30 protein-coding genes and 1 tRNA gene are annotated in these 25343 nt (G+C 28.9%); 16 read left to right on the forward strand and 15 right to left on the reverse strand.

Annotated elements, in window-relative coordinates:
• Positions 1-9 precede the first annotated feature (9 nt).
• From yidC to rpmH, 4 genes are read right to left on the reverse strand one after another with little or no spacing between them, the layout of a single operon-like run.
• Positions 10-1689, reverse strand: coding sequence for a membrane protein insertase YidC (gene yidC / locus ACTT9C_RS03025; protein WP_440923030.1), 1680 nt, complete (start codon positions 1687-1689; stop codon positions 10-12).
• The gene (yidD, locus tag ACTT9C_RS03030; protein ID WP_440923031.1) at positions 1689-1928 is read right to left on the reverse strand and encodes a membrane protein insertion efficiency factor YidD; all 240 of its coding nucleotides are present in this window, start codon (positions 1926-1928) and stop codon (positions 1689-1691) included. Before yidD ends, yidC begins: the two co-directional genes overlap by 1 nt.
• Positions 1925-2269 carry a ribonuclease P protein component gene (gene rnpA / locus ACTT9C_RS03035; protein WP_440923032.1) on the reverse strand — a complete coding sequence of 115 codons (345 nt, stop codon included), beginning with the start codon at positions 2267-2269 and terminating at the stop codon, positions 1925-1927. Before rnpA ends, yidD begins: the two co-directional genes overlap by 4 nt.
• A gap of 3 nt (positions 2270-2272) precedes the next feature.
• Positions 2273-2413 (reverse strand): 50S ribosomal protein L34, encoded by a 141-nt coding sequence (rpmH, locus tag ACTT9C_RS03040; protein ID WP_440923033.1) that lies wholly within the window; start codon positions 2411-2413, stop codon positions 2273-2275.
• 93 nt (positions 2414-2506) lie between these two features.
• On the opposite strand from rpmH, the gene ACTT9C_RS03045 reads away from it, so the two are divergent.
• From ACTT9C_RS03045 to ACTT9C_RS03120, 16 genes are all read left to right on the forward strand, one after another.
• Complete coding sequence (locus ACTT9C_RS03045; protein ID WP_440923034.1) at positions 2507-3229, forward strand: TVP38/TMEM64 family protein; 723 nt, start codon at positions 2507-2509, stop codon at positions 3227-3229.
• Between the two features lie 174 nt (positions 3230-3403).
• Positions 3404-3601 carry a hypothetical protein gene (locus tag ACTT9C_RS03050; RefSeq protein WP_440923035.1) on the forward strand — a complete coding sequence of 66 codons (198 nt, stop codon included), beginning with the start codon at positions 3404-3406 and terminating at the stop codon, positions 3599-3601.
• A 97-nt stretch (positions 3602-3698) separates the two neighbouring features.
• On the forward strand, positions 3699-4259 hold the full coding sequence (gene dcd / locus ACTT9C_RS03055) for a dCTP deaminase (protein ID WP_440923036.1): 561 nt from the start codon (positions 3699-3701) through the stop codon (positions 4257-4259).
• Between the two features lie 3 nt (positions 4260-4262).
• Positions 4263-5528 carry a UDP-N-acetylglucosamine 1-carboxyvinyltransferase gene (murA, locus tag ACTT9C_RS03060; protein ID WP_440923037.1) on the forward strand — a complete coding sequence of 422 codons (1266 nt, stop codon included), beginning with the start codon at positions 4263-4265 and terminating at the stop codon, positions 5526-5528.
• A complete protein-coding gene (locus ACTT9C_RS03065) occupies positions 5521-5919 on the forward strand; it encodes a DUF2948 family protein (RefSeq protein ID WP_440923038.1) in 399 nt (132 codons plus the stop codon). Before murA ends, ACTT9C_RS03065 begins: the two co-directional genes overlap by 8 nt.
• On the forward strand, positions 5916-7199 hold the full coding sequence (gene hisD / locus ACTT9C_RS03070; RefSeq protein ID WP_440923039.1) for a histidinol dehydrogenase: 1284 nt from the start codon (positions 5916-5918) through the stop codon (positions 7197-7199). The genes ACTT9C_RS03065 and hisD overlap by 4 nt, the downstream gene beginning before the upstream one ends.
• Positions 7200-7201: 2 nt before the next feature.
• Positions 7202-7417, forward strand: a complete 216-nt coding sequence (gene infA, locus ACTT9C_RS03075) for a translation initiation factor IF-1 (protein ID WP_075535637.1) — start codon at positions 7202-7204, stop codon at positions 7415-7417.
• 6 nt (positions 7418-7423) lie between these two features.
• Positions 7424-7498, forward strand: a tRNA-Phe gene (locus ACTT9C_RS03080).
• Between the two features lie 75 nt (positions 7499-7573).
• Entirely contained in the window at positions 7574-7786 is a 213-nt protein-coding gene (locus tag ACTT9C_RS03085; RefSeq protein WP_085146969.1) for a cold-shock protein, read from the forward strand.
• A 344-nt stretch (positions 7787-8130) separates the two neighbouring features.
• On the forward strand, positions 8131-9528 hold the full coding sequence (gene hisS / locus ACTT9C_RS03090) for a histidine--tRNA ligase (RefSeq protein WP_440923040.1): 1398 nt from the start codon (positions 8131-8133) through the stop codon (positions 9526-9528).
• Complete coding sequence (locus tag ACTT9C_RS03095) at positions 9506-10558, forward strand: ATP phosphoribosyltransferase regulatory subunit (protein ID WP_440923041.1); 1053 nt, start codon at positions 9506-9508, stop codon at positions 10556-10558. Before hisS ends, ACTT9C_RS03095 begins: the two co-directional genes overlap by 23 nt.
• The gene (gene hisG / locus ACTT9C_RS03100) at positions 10558-11247 is read left to right on the forward strand and encodes an ATP phosphoribosyltransferase (RefSeq protein ID WP_440923119.1); all 690 of its coding nucleotides are present in this window, start codon (positions 10558-10560) and stop codon (positions 11245-11247) included. The genes ACTT9C_RS03095 and hisG overlap by 1 nt, the downstream gene beginning before the upstream one ends.
• Positions 11248-11394: 147 nt before the next feature.
• Positions 11395-12486 (forward strand): DNA recombination protein RmuC, encoded by a 1092-nt coding sequence (locus tag ACTT9C_RS03105; protein WP_440923042.1) that lies wholly within the window; start codon positions 11395-11397, stop codon positions 12484-12486.
• A 37-nt stretch (positions 12487-12523) separates the two neighbouring features.
• Positions 12524-13213 (forward strand): hypothetical protein, encoded by a 690-nt coding sequence (locus ACTT9C_RS03110; protein ID WP_440923043.1) that lies wholly within the window; start codon positions 12524-12526, stop codon positions 13211-13213.
• Between the two features lie 3 nt (positions 13214-13216).
• The gene (locus ACTT9C_RS03115) at positions 13217-14653 is read left to right on the forward strand and encodes an exonuclease domain-containing protein (protein ID WP_440923044.1); all 1437 of its coding nucleotides are present in this window, start codon (positions 13217-13219) and stop codon (positions 14651-14653) included.
• Between the two features lie 34 nt (positions 14654-14687).
• Entirely contained in the window at positions 14688-15005 is a 318-nt protein-coding gene (locus tag ACTT9C_RS03120; RefSeq protein ID WP_440923045.1) for a thioredoxin family protein, read from the forward strand.
• On the opposite strand, the gene ACTT9C_RS03125 is transcribed toward ACTT9C_RS03120, so the two are convergent.
• The 11 genes from ACTT9C_RS03125 to ACTT9C_RS03175 all read right to left on the reverse strand — a co-directional run bounded on the left by ACTT9C_RS03125 (position 15002) and on the right by ACTT9C_RS03175 (position 25343).
• Complete coding sequence (locus ACTT9C_RS03125) at positions 15002-16267, reverse strand: bifunctional folylpolyglutamate synthase/dihydrofolate synthase (RefSeq protein WP_440923046.1); 1266 nt, start codon at positions 16265-16267, stop codon at positions 15002-15004. The genes ACTT9C_RS03120 and ACTT9C_RS03125 overlap by 4 nt on opposite strands.
• The gene (locus ACTT9C_RS03130; protein WP_440923047.1) at positions 16221-17153 is read right to left on the reverse strand and encodes an acetyl-CoA carboxylase carboxyltransferase subunit beta; all 933 of its coding nucleotides are present in this window, start codon (positions 17151-17153) and stop codon (positions 16221-16223) included. Before ACTT9C_RS03130 ends, ACTT9C_RS03125 begins: the two co-directional genes overlap by 47 nt.
• Complete coding sequence (gene trpA, locus ACTT9C_RS03135) at positions 17150-17950, reverse strand: tryptophan synthase subunit alpha (protein ID WP_440923048.1); 801 nt, start codon at positions 17948-17950, stop codon at positions 17150-17152. Before trpA ends, ACTT9C_RS03130 begins: the two co-directional genes overlap by 4 nt.
• Entirely contained in the window at positions 17943-19178 is a 1236-nt protein-coding gene (locus ACTT9C_RS03140) for a pyridoxal-phosphate dependent enzyme (protein ID WP_440923049.1), read from the reverse strand. The genes trpA and ACTT9C_RS03140 overlap by 8 nt, the downstream gene beginning before the upstream one ends.
• Positions 19175-19798, reverse strand: coding sequence for a phosphoribosylanthranilate isomerase (locus ACTT9C_RS03145; protein WP_440923050.1), 624 nt, complete (start codon positions 19796-19798; stop codon positions 19175-19177). The genes ACTT9C_RS03140 and ACTT9C_RS03145 overlap by 4 nt, the downstream gene beginning before the upstream one ends.
• Positions 19795-20469, reverse strand: a complete 675-nt coding sequence (gene pyrF / locus ACTT9C_RS03150) for an orotidine-5'-phosphate decarboxylase (protein ID WP_440923051.1) — start codon at positions 20467-20469, stop codon at positions 19795-19797. Before pyrF ends, ACTT9C_RS03145 begins: the two co-directional genes overlap by 4 nt.
• Positions 20456-20749 carry an HU family DNA-binding protein gene (locus ACTT9C_RS03155; RefSeq protein WP_440923052.1) on the reverse strand — a complete coding sequence of 98 codons (294 nt, stop codon included), beginning with the start codon at positions 20747-20749 and terminating at the stop codon, positions 20456-20458. The genes pyrF and ACTT9C_RS03155 overlap by 14 nt, the downstream gene beginning before the upstream one ends.
• A 17-nt stretch (positions 20750-20766) precedes the next feature.
• Positions 20767-22491, reverse strand: coding sequence for a S1 RNA-binding domain-containing protein (locus tag ACTT9C_RS03160; RefSeq protein WP_440923053.1), 1725 nt, complete (start codon positions 22489-22491; stop codon positions 20767-20769).
• Between the two features lie 148 nt (positions 22492-22639).
• Positions 22640-23965, reverse strand: a complete 1326-nt coding sequence (gene aroA, locus ACTT9C_RS03165; RefSeq protein WP_440923054.1) for a 3-phosphoshikimate 1-carboxyvinyltransferase — start codon at positions 23963-23965, stop codon at positions 22640-22642.
• Between the two features lie 2 nt (positions 23966-23967).
• Positions 23968-24744 carry an ATP-binding cassette domain-containing protein gene (locus ACTT9C_RS03170; RefSeq protein ID WP_440923055.1) on the reverse strand — a complete coding sequence of 259 codons (777 nt, stop codon included), beginning with the start codon at positions 24742-24744 and terminating at the stop codon, positions 23968-23970.
• 2 nt (positions 24745-24746) lie between these two features.
• Positions 24747-25343, reverse strand: coding sequence for a hypothetical protein (locus tag ACTT9C_RS03175; RefSeq protein WP_440923056.1), 597 nt, complete (start codon positions 25341-25343; stop codon positions 24747-24749).

Consider the following 25343-nt stretch of genomic DNA (forward strand, 5'->3'; position numbering starts at 1 on the left):
ATTAATTTTTTAAGTGACAGTTTTGACCGTAGTCCTTTTCATAATGAATACTTGTTGGGCCATAGTTAAAATATTATTTACAGTCCAATAAATTACTAAGCCACTTGGAAAGGGCGCTAATATTACGGTCAAAAAGAGTGGAAAGAACATAAATATTTTAGCTTGCATAGGATCAGTAGGAGCAGGATTTAATTTCTGTTGTATATACATCGAAATTCCCATCGCCACGGGCCACGCTCCAATAACTAGGAAACTTGGGACATCATAGGGCAATAAACCAAAAATATTGAATATACTTGTAGGGTCACGTTCACTTAAATCATGTATCCACCCATAAAAAGGCATATGTCTCATTTCTATCGTAACGAATAAAACTTTATACAAAGCAAAAAATACTGGTATTTGAACAAGAATTGGAAGACATCCAGACATCGGGTTGACTTTTTCTTTTTTATAAAGTGCCATCATTTCTTGTTGTAATTTCATCTTATCATTTTTGTGAAGCTCCTTTAATCTTACCATTTCTGGAGTGAGAGCTTTCATTTTTGCCATGCTTCTAAAAGAAAAATTTGCCAAGGGAAAGAAAACTAAACGTATGCAAATTGTTATAGCTATAATGGCCAATCCATAATTACCAAGTAGTTTGAAAAAATAATCAATACCAAAAAATAGAGGTTTTGTTATGAAATATAAAAAACCCCAATCAATTACCAAGTCAAACTTATCTATAGCAAGACTTTTTGCATAGCCATCAATGACATCCACTCTTTTAGCAGCAACTATTATTTGTAAATCTTCCTCAATAGAATTATTTGGACCCAATTCAAGTGGTTCAGTTGCAATAAAATTCGCTCTAAATTTATCTTTATAATCAAATGTTGTTTTAAACTCTTTATTTTGTGGAGGTATCAGTGAAGTAATCCAGTATTTATCACTTATTCCCAACCAGCCTTTTTGAGCAGTTTTTGTAAACTTTTTCTCTTGAATATCGTCATAATCTTCCTCAATTAATTCATCATCTAAAGTTGCAATTAACCCTTCATGAAGAATTAAAAAGTCTATTATGTCTGGGATCTCATTTCTTATAATTTGGCCATAAGAATAAAAGTCATATTTTCCACTTGTTTTGTTAATAACTCTCTGCTTAATCGAAAATAAATATTTATCATCTAAAGAAATTTCTTTTTCAAAGGTAATTCCCTGATCATTGGTCCAAGATAATTTAATTGGAGAATTCTCTGTCAATTTTTTATTTCCTTTTATAGACCAGATAGTCTCAGATGTTGGAATATCTATATTTTTGTCAGAAGTTACAAATCCACTCTCAATTAAATAACCTTCTTTAATATTTCTAGGCCCTAATAATATTATTTTTTCATCACCCTCAAGTTCAACATTATAATTTTTAAAAGTTAAATCATCTATTGCTGCGCCCTTTAAAGATATTGTGCCAATCACATTAGAGTTTTCAAACTTAACTCTTTCACTTTCAATTAATGCATCTTTCCTTGAAATCTCAATAAGAGTCTCTTTTTTTTCTAAGCTTGGTGTATCAGTACTTTGTTCAATTTTTTCTTTTTCAACAGGATTTTGACTTGTTGATGACTTTTCAGGAACAAAAAATAATGAATATAAAACTATTACTGCTGAGGATAATGCTATAGCTGCTATTGTATTTTTTGAGTCCATTATTTTTTTACTTTTACTTCTTTTTTAACTGGATCAAATCCACTATTTCCCCATGGATGGCATGATATAATTCTTTTAAAACTAAGCGATAAACCTTTTACAAAACCGTAAGTTTTGAGAGCCTCAATGCTATATTCGGAGCAAGTTGGCAGATATCTGCACGAGGGACCAATTAAAGGACTGATTAAATATTTATAGAATTTAATAAATTTGATTAATATGTGTGTAAAAATATTCATTTTTTTATTTTATTAAATTCTTGAAACAAGGTTTCTTTTATTAATTTAAATTCATTATTTAGCATAGTTGGCTTAGCAATAACAAGATATGAATACTTAAGATTTATTGATGTTTCCTTACATGCGTCATTCATAATATTTCTTAGTCTTCTTTTAATTTTATTCCTATTAACTGCATTTCCAATTTTTTTCTTTGTTACGAATGAAATATTTAATTTTTTTTCATCTTTATTACTAAGAACACCAAAAAATATTGTAACATATTTGTTTGATATTTTTTTATTTTTAAGAAGGCTTTTAAATTCTTCGTTTTTTGAAAGAGCAAGTATTTTGCTTTTCATTGTCTAACTTGAAACGGTTAAAGATTTTCTGCCTCTAGATCTTCTTCTAGCTAAAAGTTTTCTACCACCTTTTGTCTTCATTTTTGACCTAAAGCCATGTTTTCTAGCTCTTTTTATTTTAGAAGGCTGGTATGTTCTTTTCATAAAAGTGATTTTAATTTTTATTAAATTTCGACCTTTATAGTAAGTAAATATATAAATAGCAAATATAAGATTTTATAAATAGGATAGTTAATAATGGAAAAAACTAAAAAAATTAAATTATTTATAGGATTATCTTACTTAACTTTAATAATAATATTTTTATTTTTGTTTTTTTCAAAATTTAGTCTCCAAGAAATAACTTCATACGATTTTATAAGAGATAATAGATTATATTTTGATGAAATTAAAAGTTCAAACCTATTTTTGCTGTCGATAATTTTTTTGCTTTTTACAATATTGTGGGTATTTCCATTTTTAGGATTTGGATCACCTATTGCTCTTATTGGAGGTTTCATTTTAGGTAAATGGATTGGTACCCTTATTGTAGTTTTAGGGTTGAGCATCGGTGCTACTTTTCTTTATATTTTTGGAAATTATTTTTTGAAAGATTTTATAAGAGAAAAGTTTTTGAATAGATTTCAAACACTTGAAAATAAATTTAAAAATTCAGAATTTATTTATTTATTGATTTATAGATTTATCGGTGGAGTTCCATGGCAATTAAGCTGTCTTCTTCCAACTCTTTTTAATGTAAAAATATCTAACTTTTTTTTTGCAACATTAATTGGAGTTATTCCTCAAATTTTTCTCTCTGTTTCGATTGGTGATGGACTTGAAAAAATTATTCAAGATAACGCTCAAATCCCTAAAATAACTGATGTAATTTTTTCTCCAGATATATATATACCAATTTTAGCATTTATATTTTTAGTCTTAATTACAATTTTTTTTAGAAAGTTATTTTATAAAAATTAGTGGTGCTCCCACCCTGTACTGACCAGGGAACTAGTCCTTACCAAGGACTTGTTATGCCATTTAACTACAGGAGCGATTATTACAAATTGTATTTTATTAATAATAATGCATTTTTTCAAATTATTGCCTTAATTTTTTGTGTAATATGATCTATATCTATTGAGGAAAATTTTTATGGGCATTCATTACGATTATAAATCTACTAAAAGTGCTAAACTGATGGAAAAGCAAGCAAAAAGAGAAAAAAAACTTGCTGAAAAAAAAGCTAAACGTTTAGCAAAAGAAGGTGTTAAAAAAAATAATGAAGACAAAGTTTTAGACGCATCTAAACCAATTACTCTAGATTTTCTTACAAATCCAAATAAAGAATGATTGTAAAAGATAAAAATGAGCGTTTAAGTTTAGCTCTAAAGAAAAACTTAAAAAAAAGAAAACTTTTTCAAAGAAAAAATAAAAAAAAAAGTAAATAATGTCTATCCAGCCTGATACTTGGATAAAAAAAATGTGCAAAGAGCACAAAATGATAGATCCATTTCTTGATCATCAAGTTTCTGAGGGAAAGATATCCTATGGATTAAGCAGCATGGGTTATGATGTGAGAATTTCTGATGAATACAGAATATTTACAAATGTAAATAGTTCTTTAGTAGATCCTAAAAATTTTTCTGATGATAATTTCATTGAGAGAAAAGGGCCATATTGTATTATCCCACCTAATTCATTCGTCTTGGCAAAAACGGTTGAATATTTCAGGATACCAAAAGATGTTTTATGTATTTGTGTTGGAAAAAGTACTTATGCTAGAACCGGTATTATTTGCAATGTAACTCCAATCGAAAATGAATTTGAGGGAAATATTGTTATTGAGCTAAGTAACACAACTCCAAATCCAGCAAAAATCTATTCTAACGAGGGAATTGCACAATTTTTATTTTTTAAATCAGATACTCAACCCGAAACAACTTATAAATCTAAGAACGGCAAATATCAGGGTCAAACTACAATTCAAGTTGCTAAGATTAAAAAGTAAATTATGGACAAGTTTTCTATAGAAGGCCCTTGTAAAATAAAGGGTAGAGTAAAAATTTCAGGATCAAAAAATTCTTCATTGCCAATCTTAGCAGCGACACTTTTATTTGATCAACCTGTCACAATTAGAAATTTGCCAAAAGTAAAAGACATTGACACAATGCTTAGTTTGTTAAAATCTCTTGGCTCAAAAATAATCTTATCTAAAGATAAAAGAGTCGCTAAAATACACAATAAAGATAGAATAAAAACTTTCGCAAGTTATTCTCTTGTAAAAACTATGAGAGGTTCAATTTTAGTATTAGGACCTTTAATCGCAAAATATCATAAGTCAAAAATATCCTTACCAGGTGGTTGTTTGATTGGCGCAAGACCAATCAACTATCATTTAGATGCTTTAAAAAAGCTTGGAATGAATTATGTTTTAAAGGATGGATATATTTTGGCAAAATCTAAAGGTAAATTGAATGGAAAGGTTTTTAGATTTCCAAAAATTAGTGTAGGAGCTACAGAAAATTCTATAATTGCAGCTTGTTTAGCAAATGGGACTACGATTCTAAAAAATTGTGCTGTAGAGCCCGAAATTAAGGATCTTACAAATTTTTTAAACTTGGCTGGAGCAAAAATTACTTGGAGTGGAAGAAAGTGTAAAATTATTGGAGTAGACTCTCTGAATAAGACAGAGTACTCAGTTATGCCTGACCGGATTGAGGCAGGCACTTTTTGTGTTGCAGCTACAGTTGGAAAAGGAAATTTAGAAATATTAAATTTTGATGCTAAAATTATTAAAACAGAGCTGAATTTGTTAAAAAAATTTGGCGCAAAAATTAAAATTAAAAACAAAAAAATTTTTATTAAAGGCCCTGAAAATATCAAGTCGATTAAGAATATCAAAACAAAAGAATATCCAGGAGTTTCTACTGATATGCAATCACAACTTATGGTTATAATGTGCCTTGCCAATGGAAAAGGTTCTATAACTGAAAATATTTTTGAAAATAGATTTATGCATGTTGCTGAACTTCGTAGGCTTGGGGCAAAAATAAATATTAATAGAAATGAAGCTATAATCGAGGGAAATACAAAGTTTATTGGTGCTGAATTAATGTCTAGTGACTTACGCGCTTCAGTTTCTCTTGTTTTAGCGGCAATGGTTTCTAAAGGTAAGTCAACAATAAATCGAATTTATCACTTAGATCGAGGCTACGAGGGCATTGAAAATAAACTCAAAAAAATTGGGGTACGAATTAGAAGACAAAAAAATGGTTAAATATCTAGCAAAGATAATTGCAAACGATCAAGAGGGCTTACAAGTGATATCTGCATGTATCGCTGGCTCAAAAACAAAAGTTGATAATATTAAGTATTTAGCATCAAGCAAAGTTTTTCTATTATCAATCGAGAGAACTAAAATTGAGTCTGATCAAATGAATAAGAAAATAAACAGTATTTGCAGATTTGATTTTGTTGATAAGGTCAAATCTAAAAATATCGATCAAGAAAATAAAGAAAAAATACTAAACTTAATTGGCATCGACTATTTGAAAAATAAAGATGATTATGAAATAAATTTAATTTTTGATAATAATAGTCACATTGTTTTGACTACAGAGACGATTGAGGTAAGGTTAGAGGATCAAAATGAGATTGAACAAATATGAAAATATTAGATAGTAAATTAAGAAATTTTAATAAAAAGTTAGATGATTTATTATTAAGAAGAAAAACTAAAGTTCAAACGAGCTCTGTCTCTGTTATTAAAATAATTAATGATGTAAAAAAAAATGGTGACAAAGCATTGTTAAAATATGAGAAGAAATTTAACCAGAATAGAGTAATTAAACCTAGTTTTAGTCAAATTAAACAATCTATAAATTCTCTAGATCCTAAAGTAAAAAATGCTATCGATCTAGCTTATTCAAGAATTTACAAGTTTCACTCATTACAAAAATTTAAAAATATTTCTTACATAGATAAATTAAAAAATAAATTAGAATATAAATTTCTACCAATCGAATCTGTTGCAATTTACGTGCCAGGATCATCAGCGTCTTATCCTTCAAGTGTTTTAATGAATGCTATCCCTGCGATAGTTGCAGGAGTAAAAAGAATAATTATGATTAATCCAGGATACAAAGGAAAACAAAATGCTGCAGTACTGTATGCAGCTAAAAAATGCAAAATTAAAGAAATATATTCTATTGGTGGTCCATCAGCGATTGCAGCAGTTGCTTATGGAACAAAAAAAATTAATAGAGTGAATAAGATTGTGGGTCCTGGTAATAAGTATGTAGCAGCTGCTAAAAAAGAAGTTTTTGGGGACGTTGGTGTTGAGGGAATGATAGCTGGACCATCGGAAGTAACCGTTGTTGGTGATAGATTTTCAAATCCAGGCTGGATAGCAAGCGATCTTATTGGTCAAGCAGAACATGATGAACTTGCTCAATGTATTTTAATTTCTAAAAGTAAAGACTTAATTATTCAAACCAAGGAAGAAATTTCTAAACAATTAAAAAAAATTTCAAGAACAGCTATCGCAAAAAAAAGTTTATCAAATAATGGAATTTTAATTAAAGTAAACTCAGATAAAAAAATAATTGATATTGTGAATAAAATCGCTCCAGAGCATTTAGAATTAAATGTAAAAAATTACAAATCTTTTATTTCAAGAATTAAAAATGCTGGTTCTATTTGTTTAGGAAAATATGCTGTGATGGCAATGACTGACTATAATGCTGGTTCAAACCATATATTACCAACTAATGGATCTGCTAAATTTTCAAGCGGTATAAGTGTTAATGAATTTTACAAAAGAATTTCATATATAAACTTATCAAAAAAGGGTATTGAAAAGCTTGGACCATCAGTTATAACTCTTGCAAATTATGAAGGGTTGGCGGCACACGCTCAATCTGTGAAAAAACGAATTGGGAGTAAATAAATTTGTCGAAACAAGATTTGCTTGAATTTAAGGGTAAAGTAACTGACCTGTTACCTAATGCTATGTTTAGAGTTCAATTGGAAAACGGTCATGTAGTGACAGCACATACCGCAGGTAAGTTAAGAAAAAACCGAATTCGAGTATTACAAGGTGATAATGTGACTGTAGAAATGACACCTTATGACCTTACTAAAGGTAGAATTATCTTTAGAGGTTAACTTTTTGCCTCGGTAGCTCAGGAGTAGAGCAGAGCCCTGAAAAGGCTTGTGTCGGAGGTGCGAATCCTTCCCGAGGCACCACCAAAATATCTTGAAATTAATATACAAAGAAATTAACTTCTACCTTAAATAAATAACAAAAAGGACGAGTAAAAGATGAGTACAATTCAAGGAAAAGTAAAATGGTTTAATGGCAAAAAAGGTTATGGCTTTATAGAAAGAGACGATAAAGAAAAAGATGCCTTTGTTCATGCCAGCGCAGTAAAAGCTGCAGGAATGAGATTTCTTAATGAAGGAGATAAATTAGAATTTACTTTAGAGGATGGCCCAAAAGGCCCTTCAGCAGTAAACTTAAAAAAATTAGATTAATTTAAAAATTTTACAAGGGCGTTTTCTCAGAAATAAGAAAACGTCCTTTTCTTTTTAGGGTTGAATAATTTCAATTTTTGTCTAAAACGCTGCTCATGAATAAAAATGAGATCAATTACAAATTAAACTCAGGTACTCTTAGACTAGCTCTTAGAGGAAGTAATAGAGGTGTGCACGCTCATTTCCACGCTGGCTAAAGCTAGCGAATAATCACTTATATTATAATTTTAAATAACAACAAAATAAGATAAAACAAAAAAGGATATGCCTTGATGGTGAAATAGTATCACGTCGGTTTGTGGATCCGAAGTCGTAGGAGCGTAACCTACTCAAGGTACCAAAAAATGAATAAAGAAAATAAATTAATTCCTGGATTACCCTCAGGTTTTGAAGATAGATGGAATAAAAAATTACTTCTCAAAAAAAGACTATTAAGGGTTATTGAGAAAAATTTTATAAAATATGGATTTGATCCATTAGAAACACCATCATTTGAAATTAGTGAAAATATAGGGTCCTTTCTTGCAGAGGACGAGAATAATCCTATGTCTGATGTGTTTACATTCGATGATGGTGAAAAGAATATTACTTTAAGATATGACTTATCAAGTCCACTTGCTAGATTTGTTGCACAAAATAATCAAGAGCTTCCTTCAATATATAAAAGATATGCAATTCAAAATGTATTTAGAAATGAAAAATCTGGAAATGCTAGGTATAGGGAATTTACCCAAGCAGATTGTGATATAGTTGGAAACGTTAATCCAGCCCAAGCCAATGCTGAACTGTGTAATTTGATCTCAAATACTTTAGTAGATTGTGGTTTAAAAAAAGATCAGTTTACTATTAATGTCAGTAACAGAAAAATCGTTCAAGGTCTGATTGAGGATTTGAAAATCGAAAAAGATAAACAAATCAAAGTAATGAGAGCTATAGATAAACTCGATAAACCAGGTTTTGGTTTAAAGGGTGTTGAAGAATTATTAAAAAAAGAAAGAAAAGATAAAAGTGGAGCTATAACAAAAGGTGCGAACCTAAGTGATGTACAAGCTTCGAAAATCTTAAATTTTTTAAGGATTAAAGATTTAAAGGAACTTAAAAAAAATTTTAAAAATCCTGTTACCCAAGAGGGCATTGAAGAGTTAGAAGAATTATTTGAAGTTTTAAACTTTGGAAATTATTCTGATCAAGTAAAAACTAATTTTACCATAGTTAGAGGTTTAGATTATTATGATGGGTTTTGTGTTGAAACCAATCTAAATTTTAAAGCAAAAAATATTAAAGGCAAGGAAGTTGATATTGGAAGTATCTGCTCAGGTGGACAGTATAATAAATTAATTTCGAGATTTAAGGGTGTAGATATTCCTGGGACAGGTGTAAGTATTGGCGTTGATAGATTGCTATTTGCAATGATGCAATTAAATCAAATAGAAGTTGATATACAAAATCCAGTTATTGTTTGTGTAATGGATGAAAAATATTTAAAAAATTATTACGAAATTTTAGACAATTTAAGAAAAAATAATATCAATTCTGAAATATTTTTGGATAGTAAAAAAAATCTAGGTAAGCAACTTAATTATGCTAACAAAAGAGAGTGTCCAGTTGCAGTTATCTGTGGTGAAAATGAATTTAAAGATAATAAAATAACATTAAAAAATCTGCTTGGGGCTAAAGGGGAGAATAACCAAATTACATTTCCAAAAGAAAATTTAATAAATGAAATCAAAAAATTTATCTAACAAAATCCTTAGATCAGTTCAATCTAAAGGATTTAAATATATTGAATTACCATCAGTTATTGAGACTAATCATATAGTTCAAAGATCTGGTGAAAGTTTTAGAAAATTTATTTTTTCATTTACAGATCAGACAGGTAATGAATTATGTTTAAGACCTGACCTTACCATTGCTTCTTGTCTTAGATATTTAGAAAACAATTTAAAGGGCAAAGAAAAAATATTTTATAGCGGACAGGCCTATAGAAAATCTCAAAATAAAAAGGACTCTATAATCCGAAATCAAGTTGGTTTTGAGATTATAGGATCAAAAGATGAAAAAAATGATGACAAAGAAATAATAAATACATCACTTAAATCACTAAAAAATTTGAAATACTCAACTGGCACACTTACTATTGGCAATGTGGAAATTTTTAATCTTCTAATATCTAAATTAGATATACCGAAAAGATGGAAATTAAGACTTACAAGACATTTTTGGCGAGAAGATTATTTCAGTGATTTACTAAAAAGATTAGAGACAAATTCTGATGTAGATCCAACTATTGTTGAAGTTGATAAAAAACGATATTTAAAAATGTTAAAGGATAATCAATCATCAATTGTTGCAGGTAGGACATTAAAAGAAATTTTAGAAAGGTTTGATAAAAAGATTAAGGATCCAAGAAGAACAAGTAAAGGAAGTAATACATCGAAAATCATTAAAGAGTTTCTAAAAATTAAATGTCCAATAAATAAAGCTGCAAAGGAATTAAATAAATTTTTTAAAAAACATAAAATAAACCTTTTTGTTGACCAGAAATATTTTCCTGTCTCAAAAAATAAAATATCTAAATTGAATGTGGTTTTTTCATCAGCCTTTGGTAGACAATTAGAGTATTACACTGGCATAGTTTTTAAAATAGACATCAAATTAAAGTCAAAAATTATTAATTGTTGTAATGGTGGTCGTTATGACAAATTAATTTCTGATCTTGGTTCAAAAAAACAAACACCAGCAGTTGGAGCAGCTTTTAATTTAAATCAATAATTATGAAAAATTTAATAAATATAGGAATACCAAGCAAGGGACGGTTAAGAAAAGATGTTTTAAAAATTTTTACTAAAAAAAGATTAAAGCTTATTTCTGAGCGAGGGGAAAGAGATTTGATAGGTTCAATAAAAAATAAATTAAGCATAAAAATTTTATATTTGCACGCTAGAGAAATTATTGAAAGATTAGGAGATGGCTCTTTAGATATTGGCTTTTCTGGTTTTGATTTATTAAAAGAAAGTAAGATAAATACCCAAAACAAAATAAATGTTATTAAAAAACTTGATTTTGGAAATGCTAATCTAGTTGTAGCTATACCTGATCCTTGGATCGATGTTCAAACAATAGCTGACCTAGAAGAAATTGCATTTGAATTTAGAGATAAAAAGAAAAAAAGATTAAGAGTTGCAACTAAGTATCCAAATCTAACTAGGGATTTTTTATTTTCTAAAGGTGTTACTCAATTTAAGTTAGTTGATAGTTTAGGAGCAACTGAGGCGTACCCTTTTACTGGTTCAGCTGAATTAATTACAGACATAACATCTACAGGTGAGACTCTTAGAGCGAATAACCTACGTATATTGAAAGATGGAGAAATCTTAAAATCTCAAGCTTGTATTTTTACTTCAAAAAAAAATAGTAAAAAAAAAGGTTTAAAAAACTTTGTTAAATTACTTTCTAAGTAATTTATCTTTAAAGTATATAAGAATAATTTTGATGATATCTAAATTTCTTATTATTGCATAAGTAGCTATTAGAATCCCTATTCCGAAAATAATTCTCAAAATAAGATATAATTCCATAAAAATCCTTTATAATATAACTTACGAATCATGGACACAATTTTATTAATAATTTTGATTTTAATGTTTGGAGCAATCTTGGCTATTTTGTATTTAAATATGAAGGCCAAGAAAGAGAACAGAGCTGATGAGACTAATGAAATAGCAAATTTGAATGCGGAAATTATTAGATTAAAAGATAGCTTAAACTCTACAATCAATACATCTCTAAGTTCGATGTCTACTTCATTTAATTCTTTATCAACTGGGGTTACAAAGGATATGACCGAGGCACTTACTAAAGTTGATGAGAAGGTTGGTAATTTTAATGAACAAGTAAAGCTCTTAAATCAAAGTCAAGAGGGAATTACTAAAATTTTAGCTGGGGTTAAAAAGTATGGAACTTTGGCTGAATATTCTTTGGATGCTTTAATCAAGGATTTGTTACCTGCGTCTCAATATATAACAAATGTCAAAATGAAAGAAGATACAAGTGAAAATGTAGAATTTGCAATCAAGCTTCAAGGAGATGTTTTGGTTCCAGTAGACTCTCATTTTCCAGTAGAAAAATTTAAGGCAATTACAGATGCGCACGAGGCAGATGATAAGAAGGCAGTTGCTGATGCTAGAACAAAATTAGCAAGTGCATTTAAGGCTAAAGCAAAAAGTGTTATGGAAAAATATATTGTTCCACCTAAAACTTCAAATTTTGCAATAGTGTATGCTCCTACAGAAAGTCTTTATAAAGAATTAACTGAGTATCAAGACCCAAGCACTAAAGAGTTATTAATTCAAGAATTAATGAAAAAATATAAAATAGTAATTTGTGGCCCAAATACTCTTTCAGCTTATTTACAGTCTTTACACATGGGCTTTCAGTCTCTTAAAATTTCAAAACACGCAACAGAAATTTATGATCATTTAAAAACTATAAGTACGAGATTTTCTAGTCATTTTGATAATATCTATAAATTAAGAAAAAAACTTGAAGAGGCCATGACAGTTGTTGATAGTTTTGGAAAAGATGCAAGATCAATTACTAGAACTTTAGAAAATATAAAAGATCCCGAGCAAGTTGAAAAAGCTGTTCTGACGGAGAACGTTGAGAGTTTTGTTGAAAGAAATAAACAAGTCAAAAAATAATTTCTTTTTTCAGATAATACCGACTATAAGAAATCACATGCGTTGGAACAAAAAATATGACTATCCTACAAGCTCAAGAGCGACAGAAGATGGAATAAGAAGATACGTATTAGGAGAAGCAAAGTTACCGAGTGTAACTTCAATACTTGATGCAACTAAATCCGAGGAAGATAAAGCAGCTTTAGCTAATTGGAGAGAGAGAACCGGTCACAAAGAAGCTGAAGCTATTACAAAGGCAGCAAGTAGCAGAGGTTCTCAGATGCACAGCTATTTAGAGTCTTTTCTTTTAGGAAGAGAAAATTTGAGTTTTTTTGAAGACAATGAGCAATATAAAAAAATGGCAAAAGAAATTATTGATAAGGGTTTAACAAACAGATTAGAAGAAATATACGGTGTTGAGTGTACAATGCATTATCCTGAGAAATATGCGGGAACAGCAGACTGCATTGGCGTTTATGAAGGAAAAGAAACAATAATTGATTTTAAGCAGTCCAACAAACCAAAAAAAGCTGAATACATAGATTCTTGGTTTTTACAAACTGCGGCTTACTCTTTAGCGCATAATGTTGTTTACAATTCAAATATCAATGCATGTGTTATTCTAGTTTGCACAGTGGATAATTTGTTTCAAGAGTTTAAGATTCAAGGACCGGAACTGATAACATATCAAAATTTGTTTTTAGGTAGATTAAAAAAGTTTAATGAAATGAATAATTTATTTTATTAAAAAATGGATAAAATTGTAATTTACGATACCGAAACCACGAATTCAACAATATGGGGATCCATAATTGAAGTTGGGGCTGTTGTAGTTGATAAAAATTTAAAAGAAATTGGAAAGTTAAATATAAGAGGGCGAATGCCAGAAGGTGAGGTGCCGAGTGCAAAGGCTTTACTTGTAAATTCAACCAGTATTGATTTATTAACTAAAGGCAATTATTCACATTATGATTTCTTAGGTGCTGTTGAAAACTTTTTTTCAAAATGTGCCCCAGCAATGTTTATGGGGTGGTCAAATTTAAATTTTGATCGAAGGATGTTTCACTTTAATTTTTTTAAGGGCAATCGTTATCCTTACGCTACTCACTCTTCACCTAATAGTGAACATGATGGTTTACACATAGCCAGAGCAGCCCAAACATTAAACTCAGAAACCTTAAAAACAGAACTAACAGAGGCAGGAAACCCAAGCCTTGCTTTAGAATCTTTGTCTAGAATGCAAGGTTTTGATACCTCAGCTAGTCATACAGCTTACGTAGATGCGCAAAACTCACTAAAGGTTCTTAGAATTATTAAAGATAAACATAAAGAAAATTGGGAAACATTTTTAAAAACATCAACTAAAACTAGCGTAGAAACGTTTTTAAAAAATGAAGGCATATATTCTATTTTTGAAAATGTGAAGGGTAGAAATATGATGTATCTCACTAGCACACTACATCCAAGTCATTGTTTTCATCCATCTTACGCATCGTGGGGATATGTTTGGGATTTAAGAAGAGATCCAGAGCCGTTATTAAATTTATCAGTAAATCAATTAAGAGATATATTAAAAAAATTTAGTCCTAAGGCTACAAGAGTTTTAAAAACCAATAAAGCTCCAGTAATTTTGGATAAAGAATTTGCCTTAAAACAAAAACCCTATTCAGACCTAGACTTAGAAACAATAAAAAAAAGAGCACAAATGGTCAGAAATAATGAAAATTTTTGTAAAAATATACAAATTATAAATAGAGAGGCAGCAGAAGAAAAAGAGCAAACTAAAACCCAGGAAGATTTGTTACCTGAAGAGACTTTGTATGAAAAATTTATTCCTAATAAAGATACTGCTCTTTTTAAAACCTGGCATAGTTCATCTTGGGAAGATAAGTTGAGAATGCTAGATAAATTTACAGACAAAAGATGTAGCTGGTTTGGTCAAAAAATAATTTATCAAGAAGCCCCTCAAATTTTACCACCTGATTTATATAAAAATATTAAAAGTGAAATTGCTAGACGTATACTAAGTAAAAATAAGGAGAAGTGGCAAACGGTAAATATGGCATATAATGAGATCGACTATTTGAGAGATCAAGCAGATAAAAGAGATGATAAAAATGAATTAAATAAACTAGACGAAATAAATGATTTTATTATGTCTATTGAAAAGAAATATGAAATTGCCTAGTTGACTTTAATAAACAAATTAATAGAAAGGTTTTATGCTTATAGATTTTAAAGATGAAGATTTTGAAAACAAAATTAAAAGTGAAGACGTTTCGGTAATCCAGTTTAGTGCAGCTTGGTGTGGGCCTTGTAAGTCTTTAAAACCAATTATGGATAAGCTTGCAGTTGAGTATAAAGACAAAGCTGGTTTTTATTACGCCGATATAGAGGATGGCGGCATTAATACAGGAAGTGCTGCAGGAATAAGAGGTGTTCCAACAGTGATAATCTATAAAAAAGGCGTTGAGGTTGATAGAAAAGTTGGTGGCGTACCAGAAAGCCACATGAAAGAGTTTTTAGAAAAAAATATCTAATTTAAGTTTAGAATTTCACCGGCCAAATACAAAGATCCTGTTATAATTAACATATCATTTTCTTCAAGTGACAAGGTTTTAATTGCTTTCTCAATATTTTCTTCATATTTAACATTTGAAACTTTACCAAATTTTTCTTTTAATTTTTTACCACTGATAGCGTTTGGTTGATTTGGGATATCAACAGTAGTTAGAGACGAAATATCTTTAAAGTAGCTAATATATTTTTCATGATCTTTATTAGACATCATTCCTATAATAAAATGTTTATTACAATCTAAAGTTTGAAGGTACTCATTTAAAACTCTAGCACCATCTTCATTATGACTTCCATCTAACAATAATTGGTTATTTTTGATTAAATTTTTAATTTTCCCAGACTTTATTTCTTGTAATCTTCCAATACTCTCAATTTTGGTAATTCCTTTTTTTATGTCATCATCATTAATTTCTAAATTTAATTGTCTTATGGTTGCTATAGCTGTTGAAATATTTTCTAACTGAAACTGTCCAAGGATATTTGGTAATGGTAGTTTTAAGCCACCAAATTTATCTTCATAATAAAAAAAACCATTTTCCCCATTAGAATAGCTATAATCCTCATTAAAGAACAATTTATTAGATAAGTTTTGTGAAATTGATTTTTTGATACTTTCAGTTGTTTCAACTGAATTTTGTTTAGATACAACTATATTAGAATTTAAAAGGGAGGATGTTTTTTCAAATACAATTTTTTCAATAGTTTGTTGATTTTTTGGCAACCAATCAAGATGATCTTTGCTTATTGAGCATACTATACTTGCTAAATTACTTTTCAGTATATTGGTGGCGTCAAACCTATGAAATAAACCTGCCTCTATTAAATTAATATTATTTGGATATTGAGCAGCCTTATAGAAATAACAAGCAGACAAAGCTTCAAAAAAAGTTAAGGGACTTTGATCATTTATTTTTTCAACTTCCTCAAAAAGATCAATTAATTCATCATCATTTAGCATTTCATTATTAAAAACAAATCTTTCATTAATTTTTTGAATGTGTGGACTTGTATAAACATTACATTTTATTTTTGATTCTTTGAGAATAGTAAAAATTGCATTAATGGTAGATTGCTTACCATTTGTACCTACTACCGATATTGCCCTTATTTTATTTTGAGGATTACCCAATTTTTCACAAAGAATTTTTATACGATCTAAACTTAAATCTATCTCTTTAGGATGCAGCCTTTGTAAGTGATTGACTATCTTCTGAAGTTTCATTTTCTTCAGTGCTTATAACAGGTTTCTTATTTAATAGAATTGAAATTAAAATCCCAATTTTTTCTTGAAGATCTTTTCTATCTAGAATTAAGTCCACAAACCCAGTTTTCTGAACATAAGAGCTTCTTTGAAAATTTTCTGGCAAACTTTCTTTAACGGTTCCTTCGATTACACGAGCACCTGCAAAAGCTATTAAAGCATGATCGGACTCTGCGATATGTAAATCACCCAACATCGCGTAAGAAGCTGTAATTCCACCAGCGGTCGGATCAGTTAAACAAACTAGGTAAGGAAGATTATTTTTTTTTAATTCGTTAATAGCCATCGTCGTTCTTGTCATTTGAGATAATGAAATCAAACTTTCCATCATTCTCATTCCTCCACCAGAACTAAAACAAATAAAAGGAGTTTTGTTTTCGATGGCATGTTGAATACCATGTAAAAATGCTTCACCCTCTGCAGCTGCCATTGAAGCACCTAAAAAATCAAAATCTGATGCAACTGCAGTAACTTTAATATTATTAATGGAACCAGAAACAACCATCATACCACAATCCAGTCCTGTTTTTTTTCTCGCACTTTTTAATCTATCTTTGTAAGATTTAGAGTCTGTCCAATCTAGTGGATCATCTTTTGGAATTGGTGTTTTAAAAATTTCATAATTATTTTTTCCAAAAAAAATATCAAATCGTTGTTTAGGATTTATTCTGTGGTGTTTATTGCAATCAGGACATACCCAAAAATTTTCCTCTAAATCTTTTTTTAAAATTGGCCCTTTACAGCAACTAGTCCAATCACTATTAGCAATTTCATCTTTAGTTGCCCTTTTATGAATAGCTGTTTTTATTTTTTCACCAGCTTTAATTATTTTTGTTATCCAATTCATTTAATTTTTTTTTTTAATCTATTTACGACATTATAAACATTTGTGACCGGATTTTGTCTTTTTTTTATAGAATTCGTTATTTCCTTACAAATAGCACTTCCAACAACTAAACCATCAGCTTTTTTAAGTGATTTTATAGTTTTTTCAGTGATACCAAAACCAATCACAACATTTTTTTTCGAATTGATTTTTTTTATTTTATCATAATTAGACATTATTTCTTTAGAGGAAACTTTAAGCTTTCCTCCAGTAGTAGAAAGCATAGATATGAAATAAATCATTTCATGTGAGTCTTTAATTATTTTTTTTAACCTATTTTTAGTTGTAGTCGGTGATAAAAGTTGAATAAAAAATATTGATTTTTTTTTACATTTACTCGCAAATTTCTTATTTTCAGGCCAAGGTAAATCTACAACTATTAATCCATTTACTCCTGAAATTTTACATTTTCTTAAAAATTCATTTTCACCATATTGAAAGATCATATTATAATATCCCATCAATATAATTGGTTTATTTTTGTCAAATTTTTTAAAATCTTTTACAATTTTAAAAATATCATTAACTCTAATTCCGTTTTTGATTGCTCTATATGAGCTTGTTTGAATTTGACTTCCATCGGCGACTGGAGTGTTGTGAGGAACTCCAATTTCCAACATATCAACCTCTTTTGAAATTGATTTTAATATTTCCAAGGATTGTTTCTTTGAACTATCTCCAGCTACAGTATAAGTCAACAGAGCAGGTCTTTTTTCACTTTTAGCTTTTTTAAATGCATGACTGATAGGATTAGACATATTCTTTCCCTAATCTTCTCTCAATAATTCCTCGATCTTTGTAAGCATCTCCACAACTATTGACTACAACAATTGTATCTTTACTTAATTTTTTGGACTCTGCTATTGCAACCGAAAAAGCATGACTCGGTTCTAAGGAAGGTCTTAATCTTTCAAGCCTCGTAACCAGCTTGTAAGCTCTTAAAGCTTCCTCATCACTTGCTGCAGTGTATCTCGCTCTTTTCGTATCTTTAAGAAAACAATGAAGTGGAGAAATACCAGGGTAATCTAGTCCAGCAGAAATTGACTCCGTTTCTTCTATTTGACCATCGGAATTTTGATTTACATATTGAGCTGCACCATGAAGAATTCCTATTTTAGATCCATATGTTAGTGGTGCTGCATGTCTTTTGCTTTTTGCTGGACCACCAGCCTCTACACCAATAAACTCACACTGTTTTTTTTCGTAATCCATAAACTCATTCCAAAAACCAAAACTAGAACTTCCACCCCCAACACAGTTATAAAGTTTGAGTTTCTTTGGAACTGAACCAAACTCATCAACTAATTGAGTTTTTAATTCTCTAGATATTTGACTTGTACTCCATCCACAGATACGGACGAAAACAGCTGGGCCAACAGTACTGCCAACACACATTGCAACTTTATCACAATTTGCAACCCAATAACGCATGCATTCAGAAACTGCATCTACGAGAGTTTGACTTCCAGAGTATACTGGAATAACTTCCGCTCCATTTTTTTTCATTGCTCTCACATTGGGTTGTTGCCTCTTAATATCTTTCGCCCCCATGAAAATTTTACATTTTAAACCAAATTTTTTGGCTGCCATACTTAACATTTTACCTGCATACCCAGCACCAGTGTCTCCACAAATAACTTTTTTTCCAGAACGCTTTGCAAGCAAACAGTGGACAGTTGCATTATAAATTTTATGTGCGCCCCCATTTGCATCAGATACAACTTTAGACCAAATTTGAGCTCCCCCCACATGTTTTGTTAAATTTTCTAATTTGATAAAACGAGTGGGACTACCAACCCAATTTTTAAAATACTTATCTCTTTCATTTATAAATTTTTTATCTTTTTTGAGTTTATTAAAAAGAATTTCTAAATCTTCGATAGGTTTTTTTAATGTTTCAGGGACAAAGTTTCCTCCAAATTTACCCCCCCAAAATCCAAAACTATCTCCTTGATCAATTACTGGAATTCCTTTTTTTAATTTCATACCTTTGTGAATAAATTTAACAGTTTATCAATTTTATCAATATCTTTTTTTCCATTTTCATCTTCTAGTGCTCCACTTAAATCAATTATGAAGCTTTTATTTTTAAAACTAGGAATATCATCTATTTGAATATTTCCTGCAATCATTTTATCTAATTCATAAGGCACCTCATCAAGCAAGCTATGATCGAAACTCTCAGATTTATGATAACCTTTTGAGTCAAACAAAATTATATCTGGTATATTATAATAATCTTTATATTTTATTACATCGTTTTTGCTTGAAACAGTAATAGCTGTAATTATCTTTTTTTTATATTTCAATTTTATTTCTTTTGTTCTTTCAGGGCTTACGTCATACAATTGATAAAAATCAAAATTTAAATTTTTTATTTTTTCCAAGGTTTCGTCAGTAGGTTTTACTAGAACAGAAATAAATTTAACTCCTTTTTTATCAACATTAATTAAATCTTTTAATTTTTCATATTTTACAAATCTCCGGCTTTTTTCATAGTTTGTAATGAAACCTATCATCATCGATGTAGGCCGATTACTATGATTTAAAATATATTTTAAAGTTATAGGATCTGAGATCCCACAAATTTTCAAACCTTTCATCATTGATTTAAGTGATCAATGAGTGTTTTAACATTTTTCTTTATATCACCTTTAGTAATATTTCTGCCGATTACAAGTGAATGAGAACCATTTTTATAAGCCTCTTTAGGAGTTAAAACTCTTTTTTGATCATTATTTTTTGATTTAAATCTTATACCAGGAGTTATTATTTCATTTTTAAAAATTTTTTTTACTATTTTTACTTCTTGTGGACTGCAAACAATTGCATCTAACTTAGCTTTTTTTGCTAATCTTGCTTGGTGAACAACTAATTTTTTAACACTATTCCTAAATCCAATTTCTTTTAATTCTTTATTATCTAAAGAGGTAAGAACACTTACACCAACTAGGCGTATTGAGCCCGAGACCTTTTTTGCTGCTTTAAGAGCCTGCAACCCGGAGCTTATATGAATTGTTAAATAATTTACTTTTAAATCCTTAATTGCTTTAATTGTTGATACACAAGTATTTGGTATGTCATGTAATTTAAGATCTGCAAAAATAATTTTTTTTTTTAATTTAGATACAAAATTTCTACCATGTTTAGAATTTAAAAATTCTAACCCAAATTTATATCCAATCTTTATCTTAGTATTTGAGGTATATTTAATTATTTTTTTTATCTTAGAAATACTGGTGCTATCACAAGCAACAAATATTTTATTTTTTTTCATTATTCAAAATTTTAAACAAATCTTTAGACATTTTGAAGTTAATTGTTTTTTTTTCTGGTGTATTGATTTTTTCGTTTGTTTTTGGATTTCTAGATATTCTAGCTTTTTGAATTTTGCTTGAAAATACTCCAAAACCTCTTAGCTCTACTCTTTCTCCTCTTTTAAGACTTCTTTTTATTTCACTGAAAATTATATTCATAAATTTTTCTAAATCTTTTTTCAAAAAATTTGGATAATTCTTTGAGAGCTGTTTCAAAAGATTAGATTTAACTATGGCCAATTTTATTTATAGAATTTCTATTTCTTTTTATTTTTTTTACTAAGTTCGGTTGATAGTGATGAGAAAGGAAGATTTTTACCTGAGTCTTCAGCTCCATATTTTTCTAAAGCTTCTTTTTTCTCTAATTCTTCTAATAATTTAATACTCAAAGTTGCCCTTCTTTTATCGAAATCTAAATCAGATATAGCACAATCAATTCGCTCTCCCCCTGTAAATCTTGATGGTCTTGCATCTGCAGTATTAATTGCAATTTGATTTTTTTTGATAACGAAGTCCATTTCACATTCCTCGGGCCTTACAATTAGACCTTTGTTATCAGATGAAATGATCTTAACAGTAATTATTTGATTTATTTTTTTATCTTTAAACCAATCAAATGGATCAGGTCGTGTTTGTCTTAATCCTACTCTTATTTTTTGATCACTTAATTTAATTTCTAAGACTTTAACTTTTATCTTATCACCTTTCTTATATTTTTTTAGCTCGTCTTCTCCATTATTTAGGTAAGTTAAATCATTACAATGTAAAAATGCATCAATTTCTAAGTTTTCTACATTTAAAAATAGTGAGTATTCATTTTTATTAACTACCACACCCTCAACAATTGTCCCTACGGGAAACTTTTTTTCAAAAATTTCAAAAGGGTTGTCTTTTGCAAGTCTGTGTGAAATAGCAACTCTTCTTTTATCTTTATCAATTTCTGTGATAACACAATCAATTTCATCACCAACTTTAAACATTTTTTTTGCTGATACATTTTTTTTGGTCCAGCTGAGTTCACTTGAATGTAATAAAGTTGTCAAACCTGGCTCTAATTCACAAAATGCACCGAAGTCCATAATTTTAACAACTTTAACTTTATAAACTTTTTTTAATTCATAATTTTCAATATGCTCAAATGGGTCTGGAGATAATTGTTTTACAGAGCAGCCCACTTGAAGTTTTTCTTTATCAACACTTATAACTTTTAAGTCGTGTTTCTCGCCGATATTGAATACTTCGTCAGGATGATTTACTCGACTATATGAAATTTCTTGAAGATGTACTAAAACGTCTAATTCATTATTAACATTAAAAAAACACCCGAATGAGCTATAACCTTTTACCTCAGCACCTTTTATAATATCACCAACTTTATATTTTTCTATTATTTTAGCCTTATCCTCTTTTTTAAATGAAGAAATTATTTCTCTTCTAGATACACAAGCATTTCCTCTAACCTTGTCTAATTTAATTAAAGCAAATTTTTGAGGTTCATTCATAAGGTGACTTATATCTTTTAGAGGTTTGTCACTTATTTGAGATCCAGGTAGGAACATTAAAGAGCCTGTATCTAAATGTTCCACAATACATCCACCTTTACATTTAGAAACAATTTTACCCATTATAGGTTCCTTTTTTTCATATGCTTCTACAAGCTTATCCCAACCTTTAATTTTAAGTGCTTTACTTGCAGAAACAATCACATCTCCATTTTTATCTTCAATTTTTTCCAATAAAACTGAAATTGTTTCGCCAACTTTTATACTTTCTGATAACCCCATGCTTTTTAGCTCATTAATATCTAGAACAGGCTCACTTTTTAAGCCCTCAACAAATAAAAAAACAAATTTTTCAGTTATTTTGTTTATTTTACCATCAATAACTTTACCTTCTTCTATAGTGTTTTTAGAGAGTTGACTGTTTAATAGTTTTTCAAATTCTTTTGATTTAGGGTTTGAAAGGTCTTTATATATTTCCATTTATTAAGTCTCAATTTTTTATTAAAAAACAACGAACTTTTAGATAAAATTATGGTTTTAATCAAGATTGAAATTTAAAAAAATAAGTGAAATTACATAGTAAACACGGTGAAATCTTAATTTTTTACTTAATTTTAATATTAAAATATTAATAACTCATTTTTGCACCAAGATAGTTCATCTTATTTAGGAAAGATGGAAATGAGGTGTTAATTGAGTCTTTATCATGTATTTGCCATTTACCTCCAAATGTAAGCGCAGCGACTACACTAGTCATGAAAACTCTATGATCTTTCAAAAAATTTTTAATCACAATCTTCTTATTAACCTGAATATTTGGATTACCATAAATTTTAATACTATTATTTGTAACAATATTTTTAATTCCTATTTTGTTTAATATTTTTGAACCCCATTTTAATCTTGGACTCTCTTTTTCATTTAATTCTGATAAATTTTTGAAATATGAAATTCCATCAGCTTTAGCTGCAACTAAAAATATTAATAAGAATTCATCTATTGCAGCACTATTAAATTTGATCGGACAATTTATAGATTTAAATTTCTTTGAGCTATAAATTACTAAATCTGCGATACGTTCGCCTTTATATACTCTTTTATTTGTAATCTTAATTTTTACTTTCATCATTTTAAGGATGTTTAAAATCCCTGTTCTTGAGGGATTGATATTTATGTTATTAACTCTTAATTTTGAATTTTTTGTCAGCGCAGTCAAAACAATAAAAAAAGCACTGGAGCTTATATCAGCAGGTATTTTGTAGTTAATTGAGGAAATTTTTTTTTTGCCTTTAATTTTAATAATATCATAATTTTTCTTTTTCTTAATTTTTATTGGTAATTTTAGGTGCTTAAAAAGAAGTTCACTATGGTCTCTTGATTTCTTTGCTTTGATAGTTGTTTCTCCTTTAGTGTTCAATGCTGCGAGCATAACAGCACTTTTGCATTGAGCCGATCCCCTCGTTTCGTTATAAATTATTGGTGTAGGATTTTCAGTGCCCTTGATTGAAACTGGAAGTTTTCCAGAGTTCGTTTTAAACTTTGCACCGAATTTTTCTAAAGGTTTTGAAACTCTTAAAAAATCCCTTTTAGATAAACTTTTATCACCTTTTAGTTTTATAGTGTTTTTACAATGTACCATCAGCCCCATCATTAGTCTTCCCAATGTTCCAGAATTTCCAGCATATAAAGATAAACTTTTCTTATATTTAAAACCATTTAATCCTACACCAATTATTTCGCAAAATTTCTTTGTTAATTTTATTTTAACCCCAAGTTTTTTTAAACATCTTAAAGTATCGAGAACATCCTCAGAAGTTAATAAATTGTAAGACCTACTTTTATACTTTGATTGAGAAGCTATAAGTGCCCATCGAATAGACAAACTCTTATCTCCCGATGATGTTAAAATCTTATTAAATTTTTTAATCTTTTTTTCTATTTTTATAAGAGACATTTCTAATTTATTTTGAAAGAATCTCCAAAATAAGCATTTTGAGCATCAATATTCTTAATAAGATTATTAGGGGTGTCTTTAGCAATTACTTTACCATTAGATAAAACAATTGCTAAGTCAACACAAGATAATAAATCTCTTGCTTGATGATCACACAATATAATTGAAATATTATTTTGTGTCTGCAAATCAACAATAATTTGTTGAAGGTTTTTAATTGTCATAATATCTAAAGCAGCAAAAGGTTCATCCAATAATAAAATTCTAGGATTGCTCAACAAAGCCAAACATATTACTAAACGCTTTTTTTGTCCTCCAGATAAAAATTCAGCTTTAATATTTTGTAAAGACTCGAGTTCAAATTTTGAGATTAATAAGTTAATTCTCTCATCTCTCAATTTTTTATCCTCAATGACCATTTCGCTTATTGCTTTTAAATTTTCTCTCAAGGTAAGGTCGTAAAAATAGCCTCCATGCTGTGGCACGTAACCAATTTTATATTTCTTAGTCCTATGAAATATTGGATCGTTAGTTATATTTTTTTGATCAATAAATATAGAACCATAGTTTGGTTTTAATAATCCTATTATAATATTAAAAATTGTTGATTTTCCAACACCATTTGGACCAAGTAATCCAAGAATTTCCCCTTGATTTAAACTAAAATTTAAATCTTCAAATATTTTTCTTTTTCCAAAATAAATTGAAATCTTATCCAGTTTTATAAGTTCTTTTTTAGTTTTAAAATTTGTTATCCGAAATTTTTTAATTATAGCCACAATTAGTATTTTCCTGTAATCTGAATATTATCATTTTGATTATTCATTGAAATTTTCATTTTTTTTCTTAAGTAATCTAATTCAACTTTATCAGCATATATATTAGTATTATCACTCATATAATGAACATTCTCAATGATTTCTATTAAATTTTTGGTAAAATTAAGTTTTACTACTTCTGCTTTAATTGTTTGATTATCATATTCAATCCTTACAGCTTTTTCAAATACTGTATTATTGTTCTTTTTATTATAATCAGCAATTTCAGAAAAGATTTTAATTGTTTCGTTATCTTGACGAATTATTTCAGCATTGACTTTGTAAAGAGTTATATTTTCAACATTATTTTCTTCAAATTTTGCTGTGTCAGCGTTAATAACATAAGTGTTACCAACTAAATCTTGAGATATATATTTTAAAGTCTCTATTGTATTCGAATTTTCAATTTTATTATCAGAGTCATTGTTAAATATCTCTTTTTCATTTACTTTTGTTTCAATGAGATCCTTACTTTGATTAAAAAACTTTTGATAAAAAATTATTGAAGATAAAATCAACAAAACTATCAATGATAATTGTAAACCTTTTTTTTTATTCAT

Source organism: Candidatus Pelagibacter sp., from assembly GCF_052049575.1.
GTDB lineage: Bacteria > Pseudomonadota > Alphaproteobacteria > Pelagibacterales > Pelagibacteraceae > Pelagibacter.

What these genes read in the sequence shown, in the direction of transcription:
- yidD (WP_440923031.1), bottom strand. Translation starts at nt 1,928, where the DNA reads ATGAATATTTTTACACACATATTAATCAAATTTATTAAATTCTATAAA.
- ACTT9C_RS03145 (WP_440923050.1), bottom strand. Translation starts at nt 19,798, where the DNA reads ATGATGAAAGGTTTGAAAATTTGTGGGATCTCAGATCCTATAACTTTA.
- rpmH (WP_440923033.1), bottom strand. Translation starts at nt 2,413, where the DNA reads ATGAAAAGAACATACCAGCCTTCTAAAATAAAAAGAGCTAGAAAACAT.
- murA (WP_440923037.1), top strand. Translation starts at nt 4,263, where the DNA reads ATGGACAAGTTTTCTATAGAAGGCCCTTGTAAAATAAAGGGTAGAGTA.
- hisD (WP_440923039.1), top strand. Translation starts at nt 5,916, where the DNA reads ATGAAAATATTAGATAGTAAATTAAGAAATTTTAATAAAAAGTTAGAT.
- ACTT9C_RS03130 (WP_440923047.1), bottom strand. Translation starts at nt 17,153, where the DNA reads ATGAATTGGATAACAAAAATAATTAAAGCTGGTGAAAAAATAAAAACA.
- ACTT9C_RS03065 (WP_440923038.1), top strand. Translation starts at nt 5,521, where the DNA reads ATGGTTAAATATCTAGCAAAGATAATTGCAAACGATCAAGAGGGCTTA.
- ACTT9C_RS03045 (WP_440923034.1), top strand. Translation starts at nt 2,507, where the DNA reads ATGGAAAAAACTAAAAAAATTAAATTATTTATAGGATTATCTTACTTA.
- ACTT9C_RS03095 (WP_440923041.1), top strand. Translation starts at nt 9,506, where the DNA reads ATGAAATCAAAAAATTTATCTAACAAAATCCTTAGATCAGTTCAATCT.
- ACTT9C_RS03050 (WP_440923035.1), top strand. Translation starts at nt 3,404, where the DNA reads ATGGGCATTCATTACGATTATAAATCTACTAAAAGTGCTAAACTGATG.
- hisS (WP_440923040.1), top strand. Translation starts at nt 8,131, where the DNA reads ATGAATAAAGAAAATAAATTAATTCCTGGATTACCCTCAGGTTTTGAA.
- yidC (WP_440923030.1), bottom strand. Translation starts at nt 1,689, where the DNA reads ATGGACTCAAAAAATACAATAGCAGCTATAGCATTATCCTCAGCAGTA.
- rnpA (WP_440923032.1), bottom strand. Translation starts at nt 2,269, where the DNA reads ATGAAAAGCAAAATACTTGCTCTTTCAAAAAACGAAGAATTTAAAAGC.
- trpA (WP_440923048.1), bottom strand. Translation starts at nt 17,950, where the DNA reads ATGTCTAATCCTATCAGTCATGCATTTAAAAAAGCTAAAAGTGAAAAA.
- ACTT9C_RS03160 (WP_440923053.1), bottom strand. Translation starts at nt 22,491, where the DNA reads ATGGAAATATATAAAGACCTTTCAAACCCTAAATCAAAAGAATTTGAA.
- dcd (WP_440923036.1), top strand. Translation starts at nt 3,699, where the DNA reads ATGTCTATCCAGCCTGATACTTGGATAAAAAAAATGTGCAAAGAGCAC.
- ACTT9C_RS03115 (WP_440923044.1), top strand. Translation starts at nt 13,217, where the DNA reads ATGGATAAAATTGTAATTTACGATACCGAAACCACGAATTCAACAATA.
- ACTT9C_RS03140 (WP_440923049.1), bottom strand. Translation starts at nt 19,178, where the DNA reads ATGAAATTAAAAAAAGGAATTCCAGTAATTGATCAAGGAGATAGTTTT.
- ACTT9C_RS03120 (WP_440923045.1), top strand. Translation starts at nt 14,688, where the DNA reads ATGCTTATAGATTTTAAAGATGAAGATTTTGAAAACAAAATTAAAAGT.
- ACTT9C_RS03175 (WP_440923056.1), bottom strand. Translation starts at nt 25,343, where the DNA reads ATGAATAAAAAAAAAGGTTTACAATTATCATTGATAGTTTTGTTGATT.
- ACTT9C_RS03110 (WP_440923043.1), top strand. Translation starts at nt 12,524, where the DNA reads ATGCGTTGGAACAAAAAATATGACTATCCTACAAGCTCAAGAGCGACA.
- ACTT9C_RS03085 (WP_085146969.1), top strand. Translation starts at nt 7,574, where the DNA reads ATGAGTACAATTCAAGGAAAAGTAAAATGGTTTAATGGCAAAAAAGGT.
- ACTT9C_RS03125 (WP_440923046.1), bottom strand. Translation starts at nt 16,267, where the DNA reads ATGAAACTTCAGAAGATAGTCAATCACTTACAAAGGCTGCATCCTAAA.
- aroA (WP_440923054.1), bottom strand. Translation starts at nt 23,965, where the DNA reads ATGTCTCTTATAAAAATAGAAAAAAAGATTAAAAAATTTAATAAGATT.
- ACTT9C_RS03105 (WP_440923042.1), top strand. Translation starts at nt 11,395, where the DNA reads ATGGACACAATTTTATTAATAATTTTGATTTTAATGTTTGGAGCAATC.
- pyrF (WP_440923051.1), bottom strand. Translation starts at nt 20,469, where the DNA reads ATGAAAAAAAATAAAATATTTGTTGCTTGTGATAGCACCAGTATTTCT.